The organism is Afifella sp. JA880, assembly GCF_025379905.1.
Lineage (GTDB): Bacteria > Pseudomonadota > Alphaproteobacteria > Rhizobiales > Afifellaceae > Afifella > Afifella aestuarii.
The window spans coordinates 357,300-380,769 of the sequence record NZ_JAOANH010000001.1; the positions used below are offsets into that span (position 1 = coordinate 357,300).

21 protein-coding genes are annotated in these 23,470 nt (G+C 63.2%); 10 read left to right on the forward strand and 11 right to left on the reverse strand.

What is annotated here, in order from left to right:
* Window positions 1-51: 51 nt before the first annotated feature.
* The 5 genes from kdsA to tpiA form a co-directional block, all read right to left on the reverse strand.
* Window positions 52-915, reverse strand: a complete 864-nt coding sequence (gene kdsA, locus NYQ83_RS01760; protein WP_261211822.1) for a 3-deoxy-8-phosphooctulonate synthase — start codon at window positions 913-915, stop codon at window positions 52-54.
* Window positions 912-1,772 (reverse strand): VOC family protein, encoded by an 861-nt coding sequence (locus NYQ83_RS01765; protein WP_261211824.1) that lies wholly within the window; start codon window positions 1,770-1,772, stop codon window positions 912-914. The genes kdsA and NYQ83_RS01765 overlap by 4 nt, the downstream gene beginning before the upstream one ends.
* A 93-nt stretch (window positions 1,773-1,865) precedes the next feature.
* Complete coding sequence (locus NYQ83_RS01770; protein WP_261211826.1) at window positions 1,866-3,494, reverse strand: CTP synthase; 1,629 nt, start codon at window positions 3,492-3,494, stop codon at window positions 1,866-1,868.
* A gap of 133 nt (window positions 3,495-3,627) precedes the next feature.
* Entirely contained in the window at window positions 3,628-4,353 is a 726-nt protein-coding gene (secG, locus tag NYQ83_RS01775; protein ID WP_261211827.1) for a preprotein translocase subunit SecG, read from the reverse strand.
* Between the two features lie 67 nt (window positions 4,354-4,420).
* On the reverse strand, window positions 4,421-5,185 hold the full coding sequence (tpiA, locus tag NYQ83_RS01780) for a triose-phosphate isomerase (protein ID WP_261211829.1): 765 nt from the start codon (window positions 5,183-5,185) through the stop codon (window positions 4,421-4,423).
* A gap of 134 nt (window positions 5,186-5,319) precedes the next feature.
* On the opposite strand from tpiA, the gene NYQ83_RS01785 reads away from it, so the two are divergent.
* The 8 genes from NYQ83_RS01785 (at window position 5,320) to lexA (ending at window position 13,786) form a co-directional block, all read left to right on the forward strand.
* Window positions 5,320-7,203: a peptidylprolyl isomerase gene (locus NYQ83_RS01785; RefSeq protein ID WP_261211831.1), complete on the forward strand. Its 1,884-nt coding sequence runs from the start codon at window positions 5,320-5,322 to the stop codon at window positions 7,201-7,203.
* 1 nt (window position 7,204) lies between these two features.
* On the forward strand, window positions 7,205-8,713 hold the full coding sequence (gene trpE / locus NYQ83_RS01790; RefSeq protein WP_261211833.1) for an anthranilate synthase component I: 1,509 nt from the start codon (window positions 7,205-7,207) through the stop codon (window positions 8,711-8,713).
* Window positions 8,714-8,823: 110 nt separating this feature from the next.
* Window positions 8,824-9,444 (forward strand): anthranilate synthase component II, encoded by a 621-nt coding sequence (locus tag NYQ83_RS01795; RefSeq protein ID WP_261213888.1) that lies wholly within the window; start codon window positions 8,824-8,826, stop codon window positions 9,442-9,444.
* A complete protein-coding gene (trpD, locus tag NYQ83_RS01800; RefSeq protein ID WP_261211835.1) occupies window positions 9,441-10,481 on the forward strand; it encodes an anthranilate phosphoribosyltransferase in 1,041 nt (346 codons plus the stop codon). The genes NYQ83_RS01795 and trpD overlap by 4 nt, the downstream gene beginning before the upstream one ends.
* Complete coding sequence (gene trpC / locus NYQ83_RS01805; RefSeq protein ID WP_261211841.1) at window positions 10,478-11,290, forward strand: indole-3-glycerol phosphate synthase TrpC; 813 nt, start codon at window positions 10,478-10,480, stop codon at window positions 11,288-11,290. Before trpD ends, trpC begins: the two co-directional genes overlap by 4 nt.
* Window positions 11,287-11,769: a cyclic pyranopterin monophosphate synthase MoaC gene (gene moaC, locus NYQ83_RS01810; RefSeq protein WP_261211843.1), complete on the forward strand. Its 483-nt coding sequence runs from the start codon at window positions 11,287-11,289 to the stop codon at window positions 11,767-11,769. Before trpC ends, moaC begins: the two co-directional genes overlap by 4 nt.
* Entirely contained in the window at window positions 11,766-12,971 is a 1,206-nt protein-coding gene (glp, locus tag NYQ83_RS01815) for a gephyrin-like molybdotransferase Glp (protein WP_261211845.1), read from the forward strand. The genes moaC and glp overlap by 4 nt, the downstream gene beginning before the upstream one ends.
* 101 nt (window positions 12,972-13,072) lie before the next feature.
* Window positions 13,073-13,786 carry a transcriptional repressor LexA gene (gene lexA / locus NYQ83_RS01820; protein WP_261211856.1) on the forward strand — a complete coding sequence of 238 codons (714 nt, stop codon included), beginning with the start codon at window positions 13,073-13,075 and terminating at the stop codon, window positions 13,784-13,786.
* Between the two features lie 28 nt (window positions 13,787-13,814).
* On the opposite strand, the gene NYQ83_RS01825 is transcribed toward lexA, so the two are convergent.
* Window positions 13,815-16,013, reverse strand: a complete 2,199-nt coding sequence (locus tag NYQ83_RS01825) for a ComEC/Rec2 family competence protein (RefSeq protein WP_261211858.1) — start codon at window positions 16,011-16,013, stop codon at window positions 13,815-13,817.
* A gap of 97 nt (window positions 16,014-16,110) precedes the next feature.
* Between NYQ83_RS01825 and gltX the strand changes: the two genes are divergently transcribed.
* Both gltX and gltA read left to right on the forward strand, forming a co-directional pair.
* Window positions 16,111-17,535, forward strand: a complete 1,425-nt coding sequence (gene gltX, locus NYQ83_RS01830; RefSeq protein ID WP_261211860.1) for a glutamate--tRNA ligase — start codon at window positions 16,111-16,113, stop codon at window positions 17,533-17,535.
* A gap of 201 nt (window positions 17,536-17,736) precedes the next feature.
* Window positions 17,737-19,032: a citrate synthase gene (gltA, locus tag NYQ83_RS01835; RefSeq protein ID WP_128293963.1), complete on the forward strand. Its 1,296-nt coding sequence runs from the start codon at window positions 17,737-17,739 to the stop codon at window positions 19,030-19,032.
* Window positions 19,033-19,044: 12 nt separating this feature from the next.
* On the opposite strand, the gene lpxB is transcribed toward gltA, so the two are convergent.
* From lpxB to lpxD, 5 genes are read right to left on the reverse strand one after another with little or no spacing between them, the layout of a single operon-like run.
* Window positions 19,045-20,238: a lipid-A-disaccharide synthase gene (gene lpxB / locus NYQ83_RS01840; RefSeq protein ID WP_261211866.1), complete on the reverse strand. Its 1,194-nt coding sequence runs from the start codon at window positions 20,236-20,238 to the stop codon at window positions 19,045-19,047.
* Window positions 20,235-21,074 (reverse strand): LpxI family protein, encoded by an 840-nt coding sequence (locus NYQ83_RS01845; protein WP_261213889.1) that lies wholly within the window; start codon window positions 21,072-21,074, stop codon window positions 20,235-20,237. Before NYQ83_RS01845 ends, lpxB begins: the two co-directional genes overlap by 4 nt.
* Window positions 21,075-21,085: 11 nt before the next feature.
* Window positions 21,086-21,886: an acyl-ACP--UDP-N-acetylglucosamine O-acyltransferase gene (gene lpxA, locus NYQ83_RS01850; protein ID WP_128293960.1), complete on the reverse strand. Its 801-nt coding sequence runs from the start codon at window positions 21,884-21,886 to the stop codon at window positions 21,086-21,088.
* A gap of 3 nt (window positions 21,887-21,889) precedes the next feature.
* The gene (gene fabZ / locus NYQ83_RS01855) at window positions 21,890-22,348 is read right to left on the reverse strand and encodes a 3-hydroxyacyl-ACP dehydratase FabZ (RefSeq protein WP_128293959.1); all 459 of its coding nucleotides are present in this window, start codon (window positions 22,346-22,348) and stop codon (window positions 21,890-21,892) included.
* Between the two features lie 37 nt (window positions 22,349-22,385).
* Window positions 22,386-23,441 carry a UDP-3-O-(3-hydroxymyristoyl)glucosamine N-acyltransferase gene (lpxD, locus tag NYQ83_RS01860; RefSeq protein ID WP_261211878.1) on the reverse strand — a complete coding sequence of 352 codons (1,056 nt, stop codon included), beginning with the start codon at window positions 23,439-23,441 and terminating at the stop codon, window positions 22,386-22,388.
* Between the last annotated feature and the right edge of the window lie 29 nt (window positions 23,442-23,470).

Sequence of the window (23,470 nt, forward strand, 5' to 3'; positions counted from 1 at the left end):
CTCGGCATGGAAAAGGCACGGCCACGTTTTCGCCGCGGCCGTGACGAGACCTTACCTACCGCTCGGCGAGGCTTTCACCACAGCATCGAGCGCCATCAGCCGTTCAAGCATCGCTTCCATGTCAGAAAGCGGCACCATGTTCGGCCCGTCAGAGGGCGCGTTGTCGGGATCCTGGTGCGTCTCGACAAAGAGCCCGGCAACGCCCACCGCGATTGCCGCGCGGGCAAGTACCGGAACGAAGCGGCGATCGCCCCCTGAGGAGCCGCCCTGCCCGCCCGGCTGCTGCACCGAATGCGTTGCATCGAAAATGATCGGTGCTCCGGTCTCCGCCATTTGCGGCAGCGCGCGCATGTCGGACACCAGGGTATTGTAGCCGAAGGAAACGCCGCGCTCGGTCAGAAGGACGTTTGGATTGCCACTCGCCATGAGCTTGGCGACAACGTTCTTCATGTCCCAGGGCGCCAGGAACTGGCCCTTTTTCACGTTCACCACACGGCCGGTCTCTGCGGCGGCGATGAGAAGATCCGTCTGCCGGCACAAGAAGGCTGGGATCTGCAAAATGTCGACGACCTCGGCGACTTCGGCGCACTGCCCACGCTCATGAACGTCGGTCAGAACCGGCAGGTCGAGCTCCTTGCGGATGCCGGCGAAAACCGGCAACGCCGCCTCCAGCCCGACGCCCCGGCGCCCGGAGAGGCTCGTACGGTTCGCCTTGTCGAAGCTCGTCTTGTAGACGAGGCCGATCCCAAGCCGTTGCGTCATCTCTTTGAGCGCGCCCGCCATATCGAAGGCGTGATCGCGGCTCTCCATCTGACAGGGTCCCGCGATAAGCGAAAACGGCAGGTGATTTCCGAAGTTAACGCTGCCGGCTTCAACGACCGCATTGGGGACTAAACGCTGCACGGTGTCGTTCATCGGTTTTCCACGAAAGCAAGGACGGTTCCGAGACCTGGCGCCGGCGGCACGACCAGCCGCTCTCCATGGCGCACCCCGTCTGGCGCAAACTCGCGCGTCTTATCGAGATTGTCGACCAGGACCTCGAAGGCAGCGAAGACGAAGCCGTCGCCTGGGTCGGGAGCGGTGGCGCCGTAACGGTTTTCAAACCCCGCCGGCGTCATGAGGAGCAGCCTCTGCGAACCAAGCTCCGCCTCGACGAGAAACGACGTTGCGCGCAGCTCACGCTGTCCGGTCACCGCCGAAAGAAAGACATGAAAGTCGGCCGGGTTTTTGGCGACCGCAGCGACGGCGACGACGCCTTCTGATCCGTTTGGGTGGTCACAATAATGCGTGCCGGTATTCACGCTCATGCCGACAGGCTGACAGACGAAGATCGCGGCCTCCGGCGCTTTCGGATCGGCCGCGAAAGCAAGACGCACCCCATATTCGGTTTCTTCGCCGGCATCGTTGCGCGCCTTGCCGACGAACGAAAAGAGATCGCCGACGCCAAAGCCTTTCTGCCGGTAGAGGTCCAGAGCTTCCTCCGCATCGTCGCCCTTCAAGGCCAGCATCGCGAAGCCTTCCGGGGCACGTGCGCTCGCCTTCGCGATCCTGTCGAGGAAGACGAGCCCTTCGGCGATCCCCTTGTCGACCACGGCCTGATCGAGCGTGGCAATCGGCTCAAGATAGGTGCGGTTCTTGAAGAATACGCGGGCGTTGCCTGTGCCGAAAGGATGCCGCGCATCCGGCGAGACCTGGAAGCCGAGCTCGGTCAGACGCTCTCGCGCCGAAGCAAGCGCGGCAACCGGCAAGACGAGGTGATCGATCGGACGCATGGTGGTCTTTCGGCAATCATTTCAGGGCCGCAGGCATAGGTGCCAGCAAAAGCTCGGACAAGCGCGGCACCGGAATGGCCCGCGCCTGCGAGATCAAACCAGCCGGCTCTGCTCTACGGCCGCGGCGATGAAGGACGCAAAGAGCGGATGCGGCTCGAACGGACGCGATTTCAGCTCGGGATGGTACTGCACTCCGATAAACCAGGGATGCTCGGCGAGCTCCACCGTTTCCGGCAACAGCCCGTCGGGTGACATGCCGGCGAAGGTGAGCCCCGCCTCTTCCAGCCGCTTTCGGTATTCGATGTTCACCTCGTAGCGGTGGCGATGGCGCTCGGAGATGTTTTTGCGGCCATAGATCGACGCGATGCGGCTCCCCTCCGACAGAGAGGCCGGATAGGCGCCAAGTCGCATCGTACCGCCGAGATCGCCCTGCTCTGCCCGCTTCTCCAGCTGATTGCCCTTCAGCCATTCCGTCATCAGCCCGACGACCGGCTCGTCGGTAGCTCCGAACTCCGACGAATTGGCGTTCTCAAGGCCAGCCATATTCCTGGCAGCTTCGATCACCGCCATCTGCATGCCGAAGCAGATGCCGAAATAAGGAACCTTGCGCGTGCGTGCGAAGGTCGCCGCAGCGATCTTGCCTTCCGCTCCGCGCTCACCGAATCCGCCCGGGACGAGAATGCCGTTGACGCGCTCGAGCCAGGGTGCGGGATCTTCCTTCTCGAAGATCTCGCTCTCGATCCATTCGAGGTTGACCTTCACCTTGTTGGCGATGCCGCCGTGCTGCAGCGCCTCGCTCAGCGATTTATAGGCGTCCTTCAAGCCGGTATATTTGCCGACGATGGCGATCGTCACCTCACCTTCCGGATTGTGGATGGTGTCGGAGATGTCCTGCCAGCGCGTGATCTCCATGCCGCGGGCATAGTCGATGCCGAAAGCGGCCAGCACCTCGGCGTCGAGCCCCTCGCGATGGTAGACGAGCGGCACATCGTAAATCGAGCCGACGTCTTCCGCCGTGATCACCGCGCTCTCACGCACATTGCAGAAAAGCGCGAGCTTGCGCCGCTCCGCGGCCGGGATCGGGCGGTCGCAGCGCACCAGGAGAATATCGGGCTGAATGCCGATCGAACGCAGCTCCTTCACGGAATGCTGCGTCGGCTTCGTCTTCAATTCGCCGGCCGCCGGAATGAACGGCATCAGCGTCAGATGGATGAAGATCGCCTGACCACGCGGCAGCTCGTTGCCGAGCTGCCGAATCGCCTCGAAGAACGGCAGGCCTTCGATGTCGCCGACGGTTCCGCCGATCTCGCACAGAACGAAGTCGTAATCTTCGTTGCCGTCGAGGACGAATTCCTTGATGGCATCCGTCACGTGCGGGATCACCTGAACGGTGGCGCCGAGATAGTCGCCGCGCCGCTCCTTGGCGATGATTTCCTGATAAATCCGCCCGGTCGTGATGTTGTCCTGCTGATTGGCCGAGCGACCGGTGAAACGCTCATAATGGCCAAGATCGAGATCGGTCTCAGCGCCGTCGTCGGTCACGAAGACCTCGCCGTGCTGATAGGGGCTCATCGTACCCGGATCCACATTCAGATACGGGTCGAGTTTGCGGAGGCGGACCTTATAGCCACGGGCCTGCAGCAGCGCGCCGAGCGCTGCGGATGCGAGACCTTTGCCGAGGGAGGAGACCACGCCGCCGGTGATGAAGATGTACCGCGCCATGGGCCTCAACGCTTACCTAAGCTGGAACGATTCGTGGAGTCGAAAATGAAACAGCCGTGCAGAAGGGCACGGCTGTGACGCAAAGGCACCACCGCCGCGGTGAACGCGGCGGGTGCCCAAGAGACAAACAGCATTACTGGGCCGAGCCTCCGAGCGGCTGATCCGGATTCTGCGAACCAGCCGAATTGCCGGTGCCCGACTGGGCGTCTTCGCTCGCCGGAGTTTCCGCATTGGACGGCACAGCCTCATCCGAAGGCGATGCCTCGCTTGCCGGGCTACCCGTGTCGTCGCCTGCCGACGATGCGTCGGACGAAGCATCCGAAGGCGCAGGAGATGTCTGTTCGGGAGCAGTCTGCTCGGGCGCCGTATCGGCAGGAGCCTCAGAGGGCGTTTCAGCCGGAGGCGTCTGCGGGCCGGACGTCGAAGGCGACGTTGGCTGCATCGGCTGCGGAGAGTTCGACAAGCTCTTCAGAGCGTCAAGGACGCCCGGTCCGTCCTGCGCTCCGCTCGGCGCGCTCGGCGGCGTCACGGGCTGATCGCCGGACGTGTCTGCAGGCGCCGCGGGCGCATTCGGCTCGGTGGTCGTCGCCGGCGCGACAGGTCGGTTCTGCAAGCGTTCGAAGATGTCGCTCGGCCCGCTATCGAGCCTCGCCAGGACCGTCAGCCCGATCGAAGTCGCGAAGAACGCCGCAGCCAGAATTGCGGTCGAGCGCGTCAGAAGATTGCCGGCGCTGCGGCCGCTCATCATGCCGCCGCCCCCGCCGATGCCGAGCGCACCGCCTTCCGAGCGCTGCAGGAGTACAAGGGCGATCATGGCCAAAACCACCATCAGGTGGATGACGATCACAACAGTAGTCATCAGATCAATTGCCGTTTTTGGAATTTGGTCGGCCTTCTACACGAGGCCGGTGTCGACTTAAAGGCGGTTAGGCCGCTTCTGCTGCCGCAGCCGCTTCGGCGATCGCCAAGAAGCTCTCAGCCTTGAGGCTCGCGCCGCCGACAAGACCGCCATCGACGTCGGGGATGGACATGATCGCTTTGGCGTTGTCCGGCTTCATCGAGCCTCCGTAAAGGATCGGGACGCGGTGACCCGCCTCGCCGTAGCGCTTAACAAGATGCGCGCGAATCTGGCCGTGCATGGCACCGATATCGGCCTCGGTCGGTACACGGCCGGTGCCAATCGCCCAGACCGGTTCATAGGCGACGATCAGGTCTTCGTTCTCCTGGGCCGGAAGGGCATCCGGCAGGGAGGCGGCGAGCTGTTCTTCCACCACGGCTTCGGCACGGCCCGCATCCCGCTCCGCTTCGACTTCACCGACGCAGACGATCGGCGTCAGGGCAGCGCGCCATGCGGCATCGACCTTCGCGCGCACCTCTTCGTTCGTCTCGCTATGATCCGTGCGGCGTTCCGAATGTCCGAGAATCACTGCGCGTGCACCCGCGTCATGCAGCATCTCGGCGGCGATATCCCCAGTATGCGCGCCTGAGGCTTTCGCATGGCAGTCCTGGCCACCGAATTCGAGAGGCGTGCCAGCACAATGCATGGCCATGCGTGCAATCAAAGTCGCGGGCGGGCAGACCATAGAAACGACTTTGCCGGTCCAGCCGCCGATGCCGTCTCCGATCGAACGGGCCTCATGAAGGCTCTCCGAAAGGCCGTTCATTTTCCAATTGCCGATCACCCATTTCATGATGCGTCGTCCCTGTGGGTTGAAGTGGCGGCGGCGCTGTGCTTGGCAGGGCACCGACCGATGCCTATGATGCGCGGGCCGGGCGCTCTTGCCCGGCGTTTTTGTTGGGCCGAGGGTGTTCCATGCTCGATCGAATGCGTCAAGCGACAAGCGGCTGGATGGCCAAGCTGCTCCTGGGGCTGCTGGTAGTCAGCTTTGGTATCTGGGGCGTGGCGAACCAGTTCAGCGGCTATGGCCGGGGCACGCTTGCCTCTGTCGGTGACGAAGAGGTGACGGCGGTCCAGTTCGACCGCGCGCTGCGCCAGCGCATGCAGCAATTCTCGCAGCAGATGAACCAAGTGATGACGATGGAGCAGGCTCGCAACATCGGCCTGCCTCAACAGGTTCTCTCGCAACTCGTCTCAGAAGCCGCCCTCGACGACCAGGCCTCGCAATACAATCTCGGCGTCTCCGACGATAAGCTCGCTCAGGAGATCGCCTCCGATCCGACTTTCCAGGGGGTTGGCGGCCGCTTCGACCGGCAGCGCTTCCGGACCCTCCTCGCCAACGCGGGACTGCGCGAAGAAGACTATATCGCCGATATGCGCGAGCGCATGGTGCGCCGGCAGATCGCCTCCGCCATAGCCGGTGACGTCAGCGCGCCGAAGCCGATGCTCGATGCCTTCTATCGCTATCAGAACGAGGCGCGGACGATCTCGTACGTGATCGTCGATACGAGCGCGATCGAAGCGGTGGGCGAGCCGGACGATGCAACCCTTCAGGCCTTCTTTGAGGACAATCAGTCGCAATTTCGAGCGCCGGAATACCGCTCCCTCGGCATCATCGCGCTCGAGCCGGCCGCCATCGCAGATCCTGCCTCCATTTCCGAGGAAGATGTCAGGAAAGAATACGACAGCCAGTCTCAACGCTTTTCGACGCCCGAGCGGCGGCGCGTTCTCCAGCTGCGGCTCAACGATCCCGAAGATGCCAAGAAGGCTGCCGACGAAATCTCCTCCGGCAAGACGCTTGAAGAGGTTGCAAGCGAGAGAAATCTCACAGCCGTTGACCTCGGCCTGAAATCAAAGGCCGAAATCGTGGACCAGAGCGTCGCTGACGCCGCCTTTGCCGCAGAGGAAGGGGCAACGGTTCCGGTCCTGGACGCCCGTCTCGGACCGGCAATCATCAAGGTTGTGAATGTCGAGGAAGGCTCCACCCAACCGTTCTCTGCGGTCGAGCCGGAACTGCGAAAAGAGATGGCCGAGCGCCAAAGCTCCAACGAGGTTCTTTCGCTCTACGATCAGATCGAGGACGAACGCGCCGGTGGCGCAACGCTTCAGGAAGTCGCCCAGAAGCTCGACCTTCCCTACCAGAAGATCGACGCGGTCGCTGCGGACGGGACCGGGCCGGACGGAAACGAAGTCTCCGTGCCGGGTGGCCGGGATCTGATCGCCGACGCCTTTCAAAGCGATGTCGGGCTTGAGAACGACCCAATCCATGTCGGCACGAACACGTTCTATTTCTACGACGTGACCGAAACCACACCGGCTCGCGACCGCACCCTCGACGAGGTCAAGCCGGAGGTCGTCGCCGCATGGCAGGCCGATCAACGCGCCACCCGTATCCGCGACCGCGCCAATGCCCTGTTCGACCGTCTCAAGAGCGGGACACCGCTATCCGAGATCGCCTCCGAAATCGGCAAGGACGTCGAGACGGCGGAAGGTGTGACGCGCACGGCCTCGCAGCAGCCCGACAGCCCCCTCAGCCCGAATGCCGTCGCGCAAGCCTTTGCCGGACCGCAGAATCACGTGGCCAACGCGGAAGGAAAAGATCCGCAGAACCGGATCCTCCTGCACGTCGACAGCGTCACCGTGCCCGCGTATTTCGAGGAAGCGGCAGGGGCCACGCAATTGCGGGACAGCCTCGGGGAAGCCATCGCCGGCGACCTCTTGCAGGCCTACAATGCCCATCTGATCAACGAGCGATCGATCTCCGTCAATCAGGCGATCTACGGGCAGATCGTTGGAGAAAGCCAGCAATAACATGCAAGTCGAGCCAGCCTTCGGCGCCTTCGAGCAGCTTTACAGCGAGGGCAAAGCGCAACTGCTTTACACCCGTCTCGTTGCCGATCTCGAGACACCCGTCTCCGCCTTTCTGAAGCTCGCCGCCGGGCGCGCCAATTCCTTCCTCCTGGAATCGGTCGAAGGCGGTGCCGTGCGGGGGCGCTATTCGATGATCGGGCTTCAACCTGATCTCATATTCAAGGCGGAGGGAAGCCAGGCCGCAATCGCACACGCGCCCGATCTTGATGATTTTACCCCACTCGACGAACCGCCACTGCAGGCTCTGCGCGCCCTCCTTGCCGAAAGCCGGGTCGATGTGCCGGAGGATCTGCCTTCGATGGGCGCCGGCGTCTTCGGCTATCTCGGGTACGACATGGTGCGTCAGATGGAGCGTTTGCCGAACGTTCCACCGGACAGCCTCAACCTGCCTGATGCCGTCTTGATGCGTCCGCAGGCCGTTGTCGTCTTCGATGCGGTCAAGGATGAGCTCACCGTCGTCACGCCCGTCAGGCCGACACCCGGCGTCGCGGCGCGGGCGGCGTATGAAACGGCCGTCAATCTGCTCACGGAAATCGTCGACGCGCTCGATCGACCGCTGGAGCGCGGCGTCGAAACGGCCGACGTGCCGCTCGCTTCGGACACCACCTCAAACACCACTCCGGAAGCCTACAAAGAGAAGGTTCGCCGCGCGAAGGAATATATCGCCGCCGGAGACATCTTTCAGGTGGTGCTGTCGCAGCGTTTCGAAACGCCCTTCCCGCTTCCCGCCTTCTCGCTCTACCGCGCTCTGCGGCGGGTCAATCCGGCACCGTTTCTGTATTTTCTCGATTTCGGCGGCTTCTCCATCGTCGGCTCGAGCCCGGAGATCCTGGTGCGGGCGCGCGCCGGCAAGGTCACCATCCGGCCGATCGCAGGCACGAGACCACGCGGCGCCACTGCGGCGGAGGATAAGCGCCTCGGCGAAGAGCTTCTGGCAGACCCGAAGGAACTCGCGGAGCATCTCATGCTCCTAGATCTCGGGCGCAACGATGTCGGGCGGGTCGCCGAGATCGGTTCGGTGCACGTGACCGACAAATTTTTCCTCGAGCATTACAGCCAGGTGATGCACATCGTCTCCAACGTGGAAGGCGATCTGCGCAAGGATTGCGACGCGATCGATGCCCTCGCCGGCGGCTTTCCGGCCGGCACCGTTTCCGGAGCACCAAAAATCCGGGCGATGCAGATCATAGACGAGCTGGAGGAATCGAAGCGCGGTCCTTACGCCGGCTGCGTCGGCTATTTCACGGCCGACGGTGACATGGATACCTGCATCGTCTTGAGAACCGCGGTCGTCAAAGATGACACCATCTATGTTCAGGCCGGGGCCGGGATCGTCGCCGATTCCGATCCGGATTCAGAACAGGCGGAATGCGTGAACAAGGCAAAAGCGCTGTTTCGCGCGGCCGAAGAGGCGCGCCGCTTCGCCAACCAGGCCGGCCGCGGACAATAGCGCGTCTCCGGCGTCTGAGCGGCCACTTGCATCCGTGCGGCGCGGCGTTTCTTGACCACCGCGCCCTCCCCGCCTAATCCGTGCAGATGACAGACAAACGCGAGCCGCCCATGCTCATCGTCATCGATAACTACGATTCTTTCACCTGGAATCTCGTGCATTACCTTGGCGAACTCGGCGCCGAGACAAAGGTTCTGCGCAATGACGAATGGTCGACGGAAGACGTGCTCGCTGCCAAGCCCGAAGGCATCATTCTCTCCCCCGGCCCGTGCACCCCGAACGAAGCCGGCGTTTCGCTGGACTTGATCAAGAAGGCGAACGGCCAGATGCCGATCTTCGGCGTGTGCCTCGGCCATCAGGCGATTGGTCAGGCCTATGGTGGCGAAGTGGTGCGCGCACCGTCTCTCATGCATGGCAAGCTGTCCCTTATCGAACATGAGGGCGCGGGCGTGTTTCACGGCATCAACGGACCGTTCCAGGCGACCCGCTATCACTCTCTCACCATCTTGCCGGAGAGTATGCCGGAGAGCCTCGAGGTGACGGCGCATACAGCCGATGGCGTGATCATGGGCGTGCAGCACCGGTCTCATCCGGTCTACGGGGTGCAGTTTCACCCCGAGAGCATCGCCTCCGAACACGGTCATCGCATTCTGGACAATTTCCTGAAGCTCGCCGCAAGTTTCCGTCAGACGACGGGCGCGGCAGACGCCAGCCCCAAGGTGCTCTCATGAGCGATCTCAAGCCGCTGATTGCCAAGCTGGCCAATCGTGAAAGCCTGACCGAAGCCGAAGCGCAGCAGGCCTTCGACGTGATGATGTCGGGCGAAGCGACGCCGACACAGATCGGTGCCGTCTTGATGGGCCTCAGAGTGCGCGGTGAAACGATCGAGGAGATCGCCGGCGCCGTCACATCGATGCGCTCTCGCATGACGCCGGTCGAGGCTCCCGAAGGCGCCATCGATATCGTCGGCACGGGCGGCGATGCCTCCGGCACGTATAACATCTCGACGGGTGCAGCGCTCGTCGTTGCGGGTGTCGGCGTTCCTGTCGCCAAGCACGGCAACCGCGCCCTTTCCTCCCGCTCGGGTGCCGCCGACTGCCTCACGGCACTCGGCGTCAATGTCGATCTCAAGCCCGAAGGTATCGCACGCTGTATCCGCGAGGCCGGCATCGGCTTCATGTTCGCGCCGAACCATCATGCCGCCATGCGCCATGTCGGTCCCTCACGCGTCGAAATCGGCACGCGAACGATCTTCAACATCCTCGGACCCCTTGCAAATCCGGCGAAAGTGAAGCGCTACATGCTCGGGGTTTACTCTAAGGAATGGGTCGAACCCATTGCCAACGCGCTAAAAAATCTCGGCGCGGAAACGGCATGGGTGGTGCACGGCACCTATGGGGATGCCGGCGGCATCGACGAGGTGTCGACCACCGGACGCACCTATGTCGCGGAGCTCAAGGAAGGGCATGTCCGCACCTTCGAGGTCCATCCGCAGGATTTCGATGTCAAAGAAGCGCTGCCGGAGGATCTGAAAGGCGGCACGGCAGAGGAAAACGCGGCCGCCCTGCGCGATCTTCTCGACGGTGAGCTCGGTCCTTACCGCGATGTGGTCGTTGCCAATGCCGCAGCCGCTCTGATCGTCGCCGGCAAGTCCGAGCTCGTCGAGGAAGCCGCCGACATGGCCGAGGAATCGATCGATTCCGGTAAGGCAAAAGCTGCGCTCGAAGCGCTCCTGCGTGTCTCCAACGAAACGGCCCCAGCCTCGTGAACGACATCCTCAAGAAAATCGAAGGCTACAAGCGGCAAGAGATCGAAGCCGCGGAGGCTGCCATCCCGCTTCAGGAGCTCAAAGCCCGCCTCGCCGATCAGGAAGCGCCGCGCGGTTTTCTGGCCGCTCTGCGTCGCAAGGCAGAGGCAGACCAGCCTGGCCTCATTGCCGAGATCAAAAAAGCGAGCCCGTCAAAGGGACTGATCAGGCCGGATTTCAATCCGCCTGAACTTGCACAAGCCTATCAGGACGGCGGCGCCGCCTGTCTTTCCGTTCTGACCGATGCCCCGTCCTTCCAGGGGGCGCCAGAATTTCTGACCTCGGCACGCGCGGCCGTCTCCCTGCCGGCGTTGCGCAAGGACTTCATGTTCACGCCCTATCAGGTGGCTGAGGCACGCGCCTGGGGGGCGGACTGCATCTTGATCATCATGGCTGCGGTCTCCGACGATGAAGCAAAAGCCCTCGAAGACAGCGTCTTCGAATATGGCATGGATGTGCTTATCGAAGTCCATAACGAGCCGGAGCTCGAGCGCGCGCTCACCCTCGCTTCGCCGATGATCGGGATCAACAACCGGGATCTGCGCAGCTTTCACACCGATCTGACGACTTCCGAACGGCTTGCGAAACTGATTCCGGAAGATCGGCTAATTGTCGGAGAAAGCGGTATTTTTTCGCCTGCGGATATCGCTCGCCTGAAAGCCTGCCGCATCCACGCCTTCCTCGTCGGCGAAAGCCTGATGCGCTCCGACGACGTGGCCGAGGCAACCCGCCGGCTCCTCGCCTCGCCGGCTCCGCAGGCCGCCAAATGAAAGATCACCTCACCCATCTTTCCGACGATGGGCGCGCGGAAATGGTCGATGTCGGAGACAAGGCGGTGACGACGCGCATCGCCGTCGCGAGCGGAAGCGTTCGCATGGCGCCGGAGACACTGCGCCTCATTCGCGAGGGCGACATGAAGAAGGGCGACGTCATCGCGACCGCGCGTATTGCGGGCGTGATGGCTGCCAAGCGCACTTCCGATCTCATCCCGCTCTGTCATCCTCTGGCTTTGTCGAAGATCGCCGTCGATATTCTGCCCGACGAGAAGCTTCCCGGCCTTCGGGTGCGTGCGATGGCACGTGTGGATGCCAAGACGGGGGTCGAAATGGAAGCGCTCACAGCGGTTTCCGTCGCCTGTCTCACCATCTACGACATGGCGAAGGCCGTCGACCGGGCCATGACGATTGGCGATATTCGCCTGGAGGAGAAGAGCGGCGGCGCTTCCGGCGATTGGCGTTCCGACCCATGAGCCTGATTTCGGTCGAAGATGCCGTTGCCCGCATGCTCAAAGGCGTCACGCGCCTCGGGGAAGAGAGTGTCCCCCTGACGGAAGCACGCGGCCGGGTGCTTGCGCGCGATCTTGCAGCGAGACGTAACCAACCGCCGTTCCGTGCGTCTGCGATGGATGGCTATGCCGTACGCGCTCAGGATACGCCCTCAGGCGCATGGCTGCGCCAGATCGGCGAAGCACGCGCGGGCTCCCATTTTGCCGGAACTCTTGGCATGGGGGAGACGGTTCGCATCTTCACCGGAGCGCCTGTCCCCGACGGGGCCGATGCCATCCTCATTCAGGAAAACGCCGGCGCCGACGGCGACCGCATCGAGGTTCTGGAGCCGGTGGCGGCAGGCCGGCACATACGCGCCGCGGCCTTCGACTTCCGGGAGGGCGAGACGCTTCTTCATGCCGGACGCCGGATCGGGACGCGCGAAACGGCGCTTGCTGCAGCGATGAACCATGCAATCGTTCCGGTACGCCAGAGGCCAATCGTGGCCATCCTTTCGACCGGCGACGAACTCGTCGAACCCGGAGAAGAGCCAGGCCCAGACCAGATCGTCTCCTCGAACGGCGTGGCGATTGCCTCGATGGTTGTGGCCTGTGGCGGTCTCGCACGCGATCTCGGCGTCGCCGTCGACGACAAACAGGCGATTGCCGATGCTGCAGCAGGCGCGGCGGATGCCGATATCCTGGTGGTGATCGGTGGCGCCTCGGTCGGCGACCACGATCTCGTCCAACCGGCGCTCGCCGAGCAAGGTCTCAAGGTCGATTTCTGGCGGGTCGCCATGCGGCCGGGCAAACCGGTCATGTTCGGTACGCTCGGGCGCACCCGGGTGCTCGGCCTGCCCGGAAACCCCGTCTCCGCCCTCATTTGCGCACTCGTCTTTTTGAAGCCTCTTATCGGGGCGATGCAGGGTGCCGAAGGCGGCGAGCCAACACGCCTGTTGCCACTTGCAGCAGCGTTGCCTGAGGTCGGCAACCGCCAGCAATATCTACGGGCGCGCTTCGTTGAGTGGCAGGGGCGGACAGCCGTCACCGTCGCTGACGAGCAGGATTCGTCTCTTCTTGCGACGCTTGCCCGTTCGGACGCCCTCATCATTCGCTCTCCCTTTGCTCCAGCGGCCCGGGCCGGCGATGTGGTTGCCGTCATCGATCTCGCGCAAGCCCTCTCGTAACCTCCCGCACGGCCCCCAAGACTTGTGGAACACGCCATGAACAGGTAGTGTGCGTTCGTGATTTGTACACGAGACGCGACTCGCATCGCGAGGGGACGGCAATGCTGACAAAGAAGCAGCTCGAGCTTCTGCTCTTCATCAATGAAAGACTGAAGGAATCGGGCGTGCCGCCCTCGTTCGACGAGATGAAGGACGCGCTCGATCTGAAATCGAAATCCGGGATTCATCGCCTCATCACCGCCCTGGAAGAGCGTGGCTTCATCAAGCGGCTGCCGAATCGGGCACGCGCGCTGGAAGTTCTGCGCCTCCCCGATGCGGTCAATCCGAGTTTCGGGCGACCGCAGCAGCGAGGCTTCACGCCGAGCGTAATCGAAGGCCGGCTCGGCAAGGCGCCCCAACCCGTTGAGGAAGAAGCCATCGAAGAGAGTGAGCGAGGCGCGAGCGTCCCGGTCATGGGGCGGATTGCGGCCGGCGTTCCGATCTCCGCCATTCAGAATCAGAGCCATTCCATCGTCGTGCCGCCGGACCTCCTTTCGAAGGGGGAGCATTTCGCGCTCGAAGTGCGCGGCGATTCCATGATCGAGGCCGGCATTCTCGACGGGGACACCGTGGTCATTCGTCGTCAGGACAGTGCCGACAGTGGAGATGTGGTGGTGGCGCTGATCGACGACGAAGAGGCGACCTTGAAGCGGCTGCGCCGCAAAGGCGCATCGATCGCGCTTGAGGCTGCCAACCCCGCCTACGAGACCCGCATCTTCGGTCCGGACAGGGTCCGCATCCAGGGTCGCCTCGTAGGGCTTTTGCGCCGCTACTGAGCGCTTCTCAGCCTTTCTGGCCTCGACGTCATTTGAGTGCCGGCGACCCCTGCCACGGTCGCCGGATGGATGGGCGCGATGTGCGAAGGTCAAGGTGCGGAGCCACACCGTCCGGGGGGTTGATTTCCATAAAGAGAGCGTGCGCTCCATGGGTGGCGAGCGCGGTGCGGTCGATGACGATGCGCGCGGCGCAATCTCTTGGTGCGCGCAGCTGCGTGACGATAATCTCGACGCGACGACAATCTTCCGAAAAGGCCACCGGATCGGTGACGCGCGAAAGGGTCAGTCCTTCGGGCATCTCCAGAACGCAGGCTTCGGCGTCGCAACGAAAGCCTGAGGTTCCCGCGGCTTCCGCCTCGCCCTCCCGCCAGACATCGTCAAGGAAGGAGCCTTGCCGTGCACCGACGATTTGGAGGTGTCCGGCGACGTCACGGGCAGCAACCGCCCTCCCCGCCTCATCCACCAGAAGGTCGGGCCTGGCGCCGAGAAGCCATGCAAGCAGCGCCCCCAGCAAGAGTGGTGCGACGCCGTAGAGGCGCAGCTGCGAGCGCCAGAGGCTGAGCCACAGAAGCCCGCCGCACATCAGAATGAGCGCGATCGCGGGAAACGGCGGGACGATAACGGTGGCGCCCGACAATGACGCTACGAAATGCGCCGAAGCGAGGACGAGATCGATGCCCCAGGCCATGACGGTCAACGGCACGGTTTCCAGACCGAACGGCATCGCAATCAGGCTGATGAGCCCCGCCGGCATCACGATGAGCGAGACGAGCGGCATCGCAATGATATTGCCGAGGAGAGAGTAGGACGCGAGCCGTCCGAAATGGAAAGCCGCGAACGGCGATGTGGCGAGACCGGCGACGAGCGTGGTCAAGCAGACGGCACCGATCGCCACGACAGGCCTGCGGAGAAGCCGCGAGAGCCCGTGGGCGGGTTCAGCAAGATCCTGGCGCGGACGGTCGCGCCAGGCTTCCCAGGCTGCCACCAAGGCGGCGACGGCCAGAAAGGACATCTGGAAGCCCGGTTCGAGCACACTCTCGGGCTGGAGCGCGACGACCACGAAAGCTGCAATCGCGAGGTTGCGCAGTGAGAGAGCGGGACGATCCAGAAAAACGGCCGTCAGCATGACCGCAAGCATCACGAAGGCGCGGATCGTCGCCACGTTGCCACCGGAGATCGACAAATAGAAGGCGCCGACGGCGAGTGCTACGGCCGCTGCGATTTTTCGAATCGGGAGAACGAGCGCCATATGTTCCGACAACGCCAGCACCGCACGCACGAGCCAGAAGGCCGTGCCGGCAATCAGCATCATATGCAGGCCCGAAATCGCGAGGATATGCGCAAGCCCCGCGATCCGCAGAGCGTCGACGTCCGCATCCGCGATCTGGCCACGATCGCCGACGAGAAGTGCTGCCGCGATTGCGGCGGGCGGGCCTGCCACCGCGTCGGTGATCCGCTCTGCGATCGCTCGGCGGATGGCCGCAATCGCCAGGAACACATGGACGCCGCTCGGTGGTTCGACGACCGTCAGAGTGCCGAAGACGAAACCCGACGCGCCGATCCCATCGAAAAACGCCGCCCGAGCAGGATCGTAGCCCCCAGGGATCGCCGGGCCCGGCAGCGGTGCCAGCCGCGCCGCCCCCTTCACCCTTGCGCCAATCGGCGGCAGATCGGTGCGCAAGGTGAGCCGGACCCTGTGCGGCGTCTCTTCGGCCGAAAGACGCTCAATGCGCACCTGGTCGAGGACGACCCGCGGCGTTCGTTCAGCGCGGGTTTCGACAGCCACCACCCGGCCGGTCACTTCAGTGCTCAGCGGATGTTGGAGCACCGGCGCGCGAAGGCTTTCAACGCGAAGCTTGCCTGCGGACATCCCGGCCAGAAAACAGGCGAGGAGCACCAACGGATAGGCGCCGCCACCGCGCCACCACGCGAGGCATGCGGCACTCGCCGCAGCCAGGGCTGCGGGCAGAAGCGCGGAAAGCAAAGGCTCGCGCGGCAAAATGAAATAGGCGGCCGCGCCACAAGAAAAGCCAACCGCCAGGAAGAGAAAGCCGCGCCGCTCCTCGAAATCGCGGGCAGCCAGTGCTCTGAGATGCGCGGTGTGAGACGCCACGCCGTAGCGGAAGCGCCTGAGCCGGCCAGGCGGCACGAAGCCTTCGATACGGCGATCGTCCTGCGAAGGCCGCTCCCCATCCGCCGCGCTTGACTGTCCGCCGCTCGGTTCCATGCTTGCAAGCACCCGGCGCTGTGGCTAGACCGAGGCCATCTTACACGCGGGCCGGGCATCCACCAATCGCCCCGCCCTTTTGCCAGCCAAAACCACCATGTCATCTCATCCGATTACCCGCTTCGCTCCCTCGCCAACCGGCTTTTTGCACATTGGCGGCGCACGCACGGCGCTCTTCAACTGGCTCTATGCGCGGGGCCGCGGCGGTAAAATGCTGCTCAGGATCGAGGACACCGATCGCCAGCGCTCGACCGATGCCGCCATTGCGGCCATCCTGGACGGGCTCTCCTGGCTCGGCCTCGATTGGGACGGTGAACCGATCTCACAATTCGCCCGCATGGACCGCCATGCCGAGGTGGCCTGGCAGCTCGTTGAGAGCGGCCACGCCTATCGCTGCTATGCCTCCCAGGAAGAGCTGGCGGAGATGCGCGAGACGGCACGCGCCGAGGGTCGCCCGCCCCGTTATGACGGGCGCTGGCGCGACCGCGATCTGTCCGAAGCGCCGGAAGGTATCAAGCCGGTCATCCGCATCAAGGCTCCGCAGGACGGAGAGACGGTCATCGAAGATCACGTTCAGGGCCGCGTCACGTTCCCGAACCGCGACCTCGACGATTTCATCATCCTGCGCTCGGACGGAACGCCCACCTACATGCTGGCCGTCGTCATCGACGATCACGATATGGGTGTCACGCACGTCATTCGCGGCGACGACCATCTCACCAATGCCGCCAGACAGGGCATCATCTACGAAGCGCTCGGATGGCAGGTGCCGCAATGGGCGCATATCCCGCTCATTCACGGTCCGGACGGCGCCAAACTCTCCAAACGTCATGGGGCGCTCGGCGTCGAAGCGTATCGGGCGATGGGCTACCTGCCCGAGGCGCTCCGCAACTATCTCGCACGCCTCGGCTGGGGCCATGGCGACGAGGAGATCTTCTCCTCCGAGCAGGCGACGGAATGGTTCGATCTCGACGCGATCGGCAAGGGCGCGGCGCGCTTCGACTTCGTCAAACTGCAAAATCTGAACGGCCATTATATCCGCCAGGCGGACGACGAGCGGCTCGTTGCCGACATGCTCAAGATCCTCCCCGAGATGGAGACGCCGCCGGCATTTCCCGCAGAGTTGAGTGCGGCGCAGCGTTCGCAGCTCATGCAACTCATGCCGGGTCTCAAAGAGCGTGCGAAGACGCTGGTCGAACTGGCCAACAACGCGGCCTTCCTGTTTGCGGCGCGGCCATTGACGCTCGACACCAAGGCAGCAGGCCTTCTCGACGACGATGCTCGCCGTCGCCTCGGTCTTCTGCGCGATGCCCTCAGCCATTGCGCATGGGAAACCGATCCCCTCGAAGAAGCGGTGCGTAATCTCGCAGAATCTGAGGGCGTCAAGCTCGGCAAGCTCGCACAGCCGCTGCGCGCTGCACTGACAGGTTCGACGTCCTCGCCAGGGATCTTCGACGTGATGCTCGCCCTTGGACGCGACGAGACGCTCGCCCGCATCGGCGATCAGGCGAGCGCTGCGTAAGCTTCATGGTGGGGCGCTGCCACCTCAGGCAACGCCCTGCCCTTCACGTAAGCTCAGCGCCTGCTCTCATCTTGCGGTGCAGCGCAAAAGCCGATAGCACTCGGACAGCTAAACATCCACGACGCGGACTCTTCCGGGGGGAGGCGCAGCCCAAGTTGCGCATGCTGGAGTCTTGTGTCGATCCACAAAGGGGTGAAGTGTATGAGCGACTCCAAGGCGACCTTGAGCATCGGTAACGAGAACTGGGACTTCCCGGTTCGCGAGGGAGTAATCGGGCCATCGGTCGTCGACATCTCATCGTTGTATCGAGAAACAGGGCGGTTCACCTACGATCCTGGTTTTACCTCAACGGCCGCCTGCGAATCTGAAATCACCTACATCGACGGTGACGAAGGTACCCTTCTTTACCGCGGCTACCCGATCGAGCAGCTTGCCGAGCACGGCGATTTTCTCGAAACCTGCTACCTGCTTCTCTACGGTGAATTGCCGACGAAGGAGCAGAAAGCAGACTTCGACTACCGCGTCACGCACCACACGATGGTGCACGAGCAGATGTCCCGCTCTTTCCAGGGCTTCCGGCGCGACGCGCATCCGATGGCGATCATGGTGGCCATGGTCGGTGCCATGTCGGCCTTCTATCACGACTCCACCGATATCGCCGATCCGTATCAGCGCATGGTCGCATCGCTGCGAATGATCGCCAAGGTGCCGACCATCGCGGCGATGGCCTACAAATATCATATCGGCCAGCCGTTCGTTTATCCGAAGAATGACCTCGATTACGCGTCGAACTTCCTCCGGATGTGCTTCGCGGTTCCCTGCCAGGAATACGAGGTCGACCCGATCCTGTCGCGCGCCATGGATCGGATCTTCATCCTCCACGCCGATCACGAGCAGAACGCGTCCACCTCGACGGTACGCCTTGCCGGCTCCTCGGGCGCCAATCCGTTCGCCTGCATCGCTGCGGGCATTGCCTGCCTTTGGGGCCCGGCGCATGGCGGCGCCAATGAGGCCGCCCTCAACATGCTGCAGGAGATCGGCACGCCGGAGCGGATTCCGGAGTTCGTAGGTCGTGCGAAGGACAAGAACGACCCGTTCCGGCTCATGGGCTTCGGGCACCGGGTTTACAAAAACTACGACCCGCGCGCGCGCATCATGCAGCGCACCTGCCACGAGGTTCTCGAAGAAATCGGCGTCAAGGACGATCCGCTTCTGAATGTGGCCATGGAGCTCGAACGCGTCGCGCTGACCGACGAGTATTTCCTGGAAAAGAAGCTTTACCCGAACATCGACTTCTATTCGGGCATCACGCTGAAGGCCCTCGGCTTCCCGACGACGATGTTCACGGTTCTCTTTGCCGTCGCTCGCACCGTCGGCTGGATTGCCCAGTGGAAGGAAATGATCGAGGATCCAAGCCAGCGCATCGGCCGTCCGCGTCAGCTCTACACGGGCTCGCCGAAGCGCGATTACGTCAATCTGTCCGACCGGAAAGCCTGAGGCCTCCTCGCCTCACTGCGAAATGCTGGAAGGGCGGCCACTGGCCGCCTTTCCTTTTTGCGCATAGTCGAGAACGATATCCGCAGCTCGCTCGCTCGGCGTCTGGCCATCCGGCGTTTCCATCAGCGCATCGAGGCGCGCGAAACCGGACATCTGCGCCTCACGTGCCGGCCCCTCTTCCAACAGCGCAAGAATCTCTCGGGCGAGCATTTCGGGAGAGCCGGCGTCGTCCAGGAACTCAGGCACCGTATTGTCGCCGAGCACGAGATTGGCGAGCACGATCGAGTGCACGTTCAAAAGCCATTTGAGGCTGCGCGCCAGCCATTCCACACGGTAGGCGACAACCATCGGCACTTTGGCGAGCGCAAGCTCGAGCGTCACGGTTCCAGAGGCCGCGAGCGCGGCGCTCGCCTGTCGGAAGGCCGCGAGCTTTGCCTCTTCGCCGACGACCAGGTCCACCTTCACAGGCCAATCCGCCACACGTCTTTCGATCTCCGGCCGCAGATGGGTGACGGCCGGTAACACGAAACGCACGTCGGGCTTTGACTGCGCGATCAAGCGCGCCGTTTCACCGAACGGCTCCATCAGCCGCTTCACTTCGCTGAGACGGCTGCCCGGCAGAATGAGAACGTGCGGTTTGGCATCGAGGCCGGCCCTTTCTCCAGACGCCGGGCGAAGTTTCTCACGGTTTTCAATCAACGGATGGCCGACATAGGTGCAAGGCGGCCCGCCCAGGCGTTTGTGGACCTCCGGCTCGAACGGCAGCAGGGCCATCACGTGATCGATGTAACGCGCCATCTTGCGCGCCCGCCCCTTCCGCCAGGCCCAGACTGAGGGTGATACGTAATTGACGATCGGAAGATCTGGCAGCTGGCGCGCGATGCGCTTTGCGACGCTTTGCGTAAAACCTGGGCTGTCGATGATGACGAGAACGTCCGGCCGCTCCGCCACGATATGAGCGACAGTTTCCCGAACGCGGCCGATGATCCGCGGGAGGCGTGCAACCACCGCGGCAAAGCCCATCACGGCCACATCGCCGAGCGGGAACAGGCTCTCGACGCCAGCGTCTGTCATACGCTCACCCGCGACCCCGAAAAACACCGTCTCGGGATGCCGGGAGCGGATCTCTTTCAGCAGAGCGGCGCCGAGATGATCGCCCGAAGCTTCACCAACGACGAGGGCGATGCGAAGCGGACGCGCGGTCATGGGCGTCGGCGAATGCCGTAGAGAAAGAGCCTGGCCGCACGAAAGGTCGCGAACGTCTCATCGCGGCCAACGAGCATGGTGCGGCCCGCCTCGCATGCGATTCCGTCAAGGCCCGCCTCACGAGCCATTTCCACCGTCTCCGGGCCTATGGTCGGGATATCGAGCCTCGGGTCCTGGCTCGGCTTCATGCATTTCACCAGAATCCCACCATGCCTCGGGATGCGCTTCGTCAGCCGCATTTCCCGCACGCGTGACAAGAGGCCGTTGGTGCCTTCCGCACCTTCGAGCGCAACCACGCGGCGCCCGCATGCGACCGCCGCCTGCCCGATATCGAGATCGCCGATCATGCGCGCGGCCTCTGCAGCCTTGGCAAGCTCATCGGTATCGAGCGCCACCCTTCCCTCGACGAGAAGACCGGGCGGGCAGGCAAGTTCAGGTGCAACTGAAAGGGGATCGAGAAGCTCTACGCCGTACTCCTCGAAGATGCCGGCTGCAGATTTGAGCGCGCTGTCATCGCCGGAGCGAATGGCACTTATGATGCGCGGCATCAGCCGCAAAGCGCCGAAATCTGGACGGATGTCCTTGATCTCCGGCCGCTTCACAGCACCGACCATCACCACCTCTTTGCAATCGTGCTCCTTGAGCAAACGCTCCAGGCGGCCAATCTCACCCCACCGGATGCGGAAAACCGGGAAGCCGGTCGTCTTGCGCTCTTCAGCATCTCCGGCAAGGGCAAAGATCAACGGGTGACGCCCTGCGCGCGCGGCCGCCTGCGCCACCAAGCTGGGAAGTCCCCCGCCGCCGGCGAGGATACCAAGCGGGCCGCCCTTGGACATCTCCACCACGTTCAGACCTCGCGGCCTCCGCGCGGCGTGCAGATGGCGCGGCTTCCGCCCTCCTCGATGAACGAGACGATCTTCTGGACATTGGCATCGTCGGCGAATTCCTGCGCCACATCACGCAGGCGCTCGTGCAGCGTACCTTCCTGCGCGAACAGGAGCCGGTAGGCCCGCCGCAACGAATGAATGGCCTCACGCTCGTAACCGCGCCGCTTCAGGCCGACGATATTCAGCCCTCCGAGATTCGCGCGATTGCCGATGGCGGAACCGAAGGGGATCACGTCGTTCTCGACTGCCGACATTCCTCCGACAAAGGCATGTTCGCCGACACGCACGAACTGGTGCAGAGCCGCGCCGCCGCCGATGATGGCGAAATCAGCAATCGAGATATGCCCGCCGAGGAGCACATTGTTCACCAGGATTACGTCGTTGCCGATGATGCAATCATGGGCGACATGCGCTCCGACAAGAAGCAGGCAGCGATCGCCGATGCGCGTGACGAGCCCCCCACCCTCCGTCCCGGGATTGATCGTCACGTGCTCGCGAATAACGCAATGCGCACCGATCTCTAGCCGGCTTTCTTCACCCTGGAATTTCTTGTCCTGCGGCGGCATGCCGACCGACGCAAAGGGAAAGATTGTGGTGCATTCGCCGATCGTCGTCGCACCGTCGACGACGACATGCGAGCGCAGCGCGACACCGGAACGGAGTTCAACCCCGGCCCCGACCACGCAGAACGGACCGACTTCGACGTCTTCGGCGAGCTTCGCGCCGTCGGCGACGATCGCGCTTGGATGGATGGAAGCCACGCGCTACTCGTCGAGGACCATGGCGCTCACCTGCGCCTCGGCCACCTTCTTGCCCGCCACTTCCGCAACGGCCGCGTATTTCCAGATCGTACCGCGGCGCTTCAGCTTGTTGACGTGATACTCGACCGTGTCGCCCGGCGTGACAGGGTGGCGGAACTTCGCTTTGTCGATGGTCATGAAGAAGACGCGCTTCGGCGCCTTCGTCTCTGAGGAGAGAACGCAAAGGGCTGCCGCGGTCTGCGCCATGCCTTCGATCAGGAGCACGCCCGGCATGATCGGATATCCAGGGAAATGCCCCTGGAAATGCGGCTCGTTCATCGTCACGTTCTTGATGCCGACACCCGATTCATCGCCACGAATGTCGCGAATTCGATCGACCATGAGAAACGGGTAGCGATGCGGCAAGGCCTGCAGAATCCCGTGGATGTCTGTCGCCTCCAACTGCGTCGGCATCTCGTTCATTATCTTCTCCGATTACGACGCCCTCTCTTCGGCGTCGTCAGTCTTTGTCCAGCCCCAATTCACGCCGAGCGATACGGCGCAGAATCGTCACCTCGCGGAACCAGTCCTTGACCGGTTGCGCAGGAACACCCCCAAAACGCGCGCCCGGAGGAACGTCGCCATGGACGACGCTCACGGAGGCAATCTGCGCTCCATCGCCGATCGTGACATGGCCGTTTATGCCGGTTTTTCCGCCAATCGCAACAAAGTCTCCGATCCTGGCAGAGCCGGAAATCCCCACCTGGGCGACAATGACGCAGTGCCGCCCGATTTCGACATTGTGGCCGATCTGAACCTGATTATCGATCTTGGTGCCTTCGCCGATCACCGTGTCGCGGTTCGCACCACGGTCTATGGTGGTCGCGGCGCCGATCTCGACGTCATCCTGGATGATTACACGCCCGATCTGCGCGACCTTCATATGGCCACCGGCGCCCATGGCGAAACCGAAGCCATCCTGGCCGACCTGGACGCCCGGATAGAGACGCACGCGATTTCCGAGAAGCGCATGCTGCACGGTGGCATTCGGCCCGATGATGCAGTCGCGTCCGATGGCCACATCATGAGCAAGGACGGAACCCGCCCCGATGACGGTGCCACTGCCGACTTCGACGTTGGGACCGACAATCGCACCAACTTCCACCCGCACGCCTTCTTCAAGACGCGCAGTGGGATGAACGGTGCCGGCAATAAGCGGCTCATCCGACGTGCTGGCGAAATTTTTGGGCGCAACCGCCTCGGGAAAAGCGGCGGCCAGAATGCGCGCATAAGCGCGGTAAGGCTCACCGGTTTCGAGGATCGCGACACCTTCGGGAACCTTGCTGGAATAGCGCGGCGCGCAGAGGCAGGCGGTCGCATGCGTCCCGTCCAGATGGCGCACATATTTCGGATTGTCGAGGAAGGTCAGATCCCCTCTCCCGGCCATCTCGATTGGTGCAAAACCAGTGATCTCTGACTCCGGATCGCCACGCAACAGCGTGGCGCCGGAAAGCTCTGCCACGTCACCGAGGCGGAGCGGCCCGAAGGGCGGAAAGAAGCGCGTGCGATCTGTCATGGTCAAAAAAGGTTAGGCCGGCACAAGGC

Excerpts from the sequence above, each read along its gene's own strand:
- kdsA (WP_261211822.1), bottom strand. The coding sequence starts at position 915 with ATGAACGACACCGTGCAGCGTTTAGTCCCCAATGCGGTCGTTGAAGCC.
- NYQ83_RS01765 (WP_261211824.1), bottom strand. The coding sequence starts at position 1,772 with ATGCGTCCGATCGATCACCTCGTCTTGCCGGTTGCCGCGCTTGCTTCG.
- NYQ83_RS01770 (WP_261211826.1), bottom strand. The coding sequence starts at position 3,494 with ATGGCGCGGTACATCTTCATCACCGGCGGCGTGGTCTCCTCCCTCGGC.
- secG (WP_261211827.1), bottom strand. The coding sequence starts at position 4,353 with ATGACTACTGTTGTGATCGTCATCCACCTGATGGTGGTTTTGGCCATG.
- tpiA (WP_261211829.1), bottom strand. The coding sequence starts at position 5,185 with ATGAAATGGGTGATCGGCAATTGGAAAATGAACGGCCTTTCGGAGAGC.
- NYQ83_RS01785 (WP_261211831.1), top strand. The coding sequence starts at position 5,320 with ATGCGTCAAGCGACAAGCGGCTGGATGGCCAAGCTGCTCCTGGGGCTG.
- trpE (WP_261211833.1), top strand. The coding sequence starts at position 7,205 with ATGCAAGTCGAGCCAGCCTTCGGCGCCTTCGAGCAGCTTTACAGCGAG.
- NYQ83_RS01795 (WP_261213888.1), top strand. The coding sequence starts at position 8,824 with ATGCTCATCGTCATCGATAACTACGATTCTTTCACCTGGAATCTCGTG.
- trpD (WP_261211835.1), top strand. The coding sequence starts at position 9,441 with ATGAGCGATCTCAAGCCGCTGATTGCCAAGCTGGCCAATCGTGAAAGC.
- moaC (WP_261211843.1), top strand. The coding sequence starts at position 11,287 with ATGAAAGATCACCTCACCCATCTTTCCGACGATGGGCGCGCGGAAATG.
- glp (WP_261211845.1), top strand. The coding sequence starts at position 11,766 with ATGAGCCTGATTTCGGTCGAAGATGCCGTTGCCCGCATGCTCAAAGGC.
- lexA (WP_261211856.1), top strand. The coding sequence starts at position 13,073 with ATGCTGACAAAGAAGCAGCTCGAGCTTCTGCTCTTCATCAATGAAAGA.
- NYQ83_RS01825 (WP_261211858.1), bottom strand. The coding sequence starts at position 16,013 with ATGGAACCGAGCGGCGGACAGTCAAGCGCGGCGGATGGGGAGCGGCCT.
- gltX (WP_261211860.1), top strand. The coding sequence starts at position 16,111 with ATGTCATCTCATCCGATTACCCGCTTCGCTCCCTCGCCAACCGGCTTT.
- gltA (WP_128293963.1), top strand. The coding sequence starts at position 17,737 with ATGAGCGACTCCAAGGCGACCTTGAGCATCGGTAACGAGAACTGGGAC.
- lpxB (WP_261211866.1), bottom strand. The coding sequence starts at position 20,238 with ATGACCGCGCGTCCGCTTCGCATCGCCCTCGTCGTTGGTGAAGCTTCG.
- NYQ83_RS01845 (WP_261213889.1), bottom strand. The coding sequence starts at position 21,074 with ATGTCCAAGGGCGGCCCGCTTGGTATCCTCGCCGGCGGCGGGGGACTT.
- fabZ (WP_128293959.1), bottom strand. The coding sequence starts at position 22,348 with ATGAACGAGATGCCGACGCAGTTGGAGGCGACAGACATCCACGGGATT.
- lpxD (WP_261211878.1), bottom strand. The coding sequence starts at position 23,441 with ATGACAGATCGCACGCGCTTCTTTCCGCCCTTCGGGCCGCTCCGCCTC.